This window comes from Desertihabitans aurantiacus (genome assembly GCF_003344635.1).
GTDB lineage: Bacteria > Actinomycetota > Actinomycetes > Propionibacteriales > Propionibacteriaceae > Desertihabitans > Desertihabitans aurantiacus.
Map to the genome: position 1 here is coordinate 1 of NZ_QPKK01000439.1, position 1,902 is coordinate 1,902.

2 protein-coding genes are annotated in these 1,902 nt (G+C 74.4%); one reads left to right on the forward strand and one right to left on the reverse strand.

What is annotated here, in order from left to right:
• Positions 1–220: SDR family NAD(P)-dependent oxidoreductase (locus DVA66_RS19940; protein WP_114561530.1), on the reverse strand; the 220-nt coding region annotated here is incomplete at its 3' end.
• A gap of 148 nt (positions 221–368) precedes the next feature.
• On the opposite strand from DVA66_RS19940, the gene DVA66_RS19945 reads away from it, so the two are divergent.
• Positions 369–1,718, forward strand: coding sequence for a hypothetical protein (locus DVA66_RS19945; RefSeq protein WP_114561531.1), 1,350 nt, complete (start codon positions 369–371; stop codon positions 1,716–1,718).
• The last annotated feature ends 184 nt before the right edge of the window (positions 1,719–1,902 follow it).

Here is a 1,902-nt window from a genome sequence, read left to right on the forward strand (position 1 = left end):
CGGCCAGCGCCGGCCCGGCGGCGGGCACCGCGATGTCGCGGGCCAGCACGTGCACCTGACGGCCCGCGGCGGCGAGCTCCTCGGCCAGCGCCTGCAGCCGGTCCTCGCGCCGCGCGACCAGCACCAGGTCGGCGCCCCGCTGGGCGAACCGCCGGGCGATGAGCTCGCCGAGCCCGGAGCTCGCTCCGGTGACGAGGGCGAGCGATGGTCTGAACGGCATGGGTCCTCCGGTCGGCTGGGTGCCCGCCCACGCTAGCGGGCGCGCGCGGTCCGCAGCGGTCCCGTCGGTCGGCGCGCGACCCGCCCAGGAACTAGCATCGCGCCCGCAGCCGACGCCGCCTCCGACGAGACCTTCGACAAGGGGACCCATGAACGACCAGCACCCGCCGCAGCCGGGACGACCGGGCTTCCAGGCGCCCGGAGGTCCGGGAGGTCAGCCCGGCTACGGACCAGGTCAGCAGCCCCCGGGTCACGGTCAGCCCGGCCCCCAGCAGCCCGGTCAGCCCGGTCAGTGGCAGCCCGGTCAGGCGCAGCCGGGTCAGTGGCAGCCCGGGCAGGGTCAGCAGCCCGGCTTCGGTCAGGCGCCTGGTGCCGCCGGCGGTCAGCCGTGGCAGCAGCGTCCCGGTCAGCCCGGCGGCCCCGGGCAGCAGCCTCCCGGGTACGGTCCGACGCCCGGCGGCCCGGGCCAGCCGCCCCGGAAGAACCGCACCGGTCTGATCATCGGCATCGCCGCCGGCGCGCTGGTGGTCGTCCTGCTCGCCACCATCGGCGTGGTCGCGGCCCTCCGCGGCGGTGACGGCGACGTCGCCACCGTCCCGGGCGGCGGCGACGCCGAGCGGACCCCGGAGCAGACGGTCCAGGGCTACCTGCAGGCGATCGCGGAGAGCCGCGCCACCGACGCCCTCTCCTACCTCGACCGGACGCCGGACGACACCTCGCTGCTCACCGACGCGGTGCTGCAGGAGTCCAACGCGATCGCGCCGTTGACGGGCATCACCGTCACGCCGGTCACCGCCACCGACTACTCCGCGGAGGTGTCGGCGAGCTACACCCTGGGTTCGGACAGCGTGACCGCCGAGTACACGCTGTACCGCGGACGCGACGAGCAGTGGAAGCTCTCCCGCGGCACCGTCACCGCTGGCGCGTTCGGCCTCAAGGGCCTCGACATCACCGTGAACGGCGCCACACCGGAGAACCCCGAGCAGATGGAGGTCTTCCCCGGTAGCTACCAGGTGAGCACCACCGTCGAACGGTTCGCCCTGGAGAACGGCGAGTTCACGATCACCTCCCCCGACGACTACGAGGGCGGCAGCCTGACCGACATCGAGGTCGTCCTCGACGAGGAGAGCGCCGAGCTCTTCACCCGGCTGGTGACCGAGGCCGCGGAGAAGTGCGTCGCCAGCGACGAGCTGGAGGCCGGCTGCGGGCTCGACCTGCCGGCGACCCTGGAGGACGGCACCAAGCTCGAGGACGGCACCATCGAGCGCTCGATGCCGCCGGACACCAAGGCGAACCTGAAGTCGCTGCAGTACGAGCTGAGCTCGCAGAACCCGACCCTCGTCTCCACCTACGACTACCTGGGCTCGGTCGACGTCACCGCCGGCGAGTGCGAGGTCGACGGTCGTCGGATGCGGGACTGCCAGATCCTCTTCGCCCCCTCCTTCGGCACCCCGACGGTGGACATGGCGGCCGAGGACCCGACCGTCGAGTGGAGCTGACCCGACGCGGGGAGGCGGCGTGCGGGACTGGCTGAAGCACACCTCCGCCGCGGAGGCCGCCCGCGAGGCCGCCGGGCTGGACTGGCTGCGCGCGGCGCCCGGCGGCGTCCGGGTGGTCCGGGTGCTCGAGGTCACCGGCGACGGGCTGCGGCTGGAGCGGGTCGAGCCGGCCCGGCCGGACGCG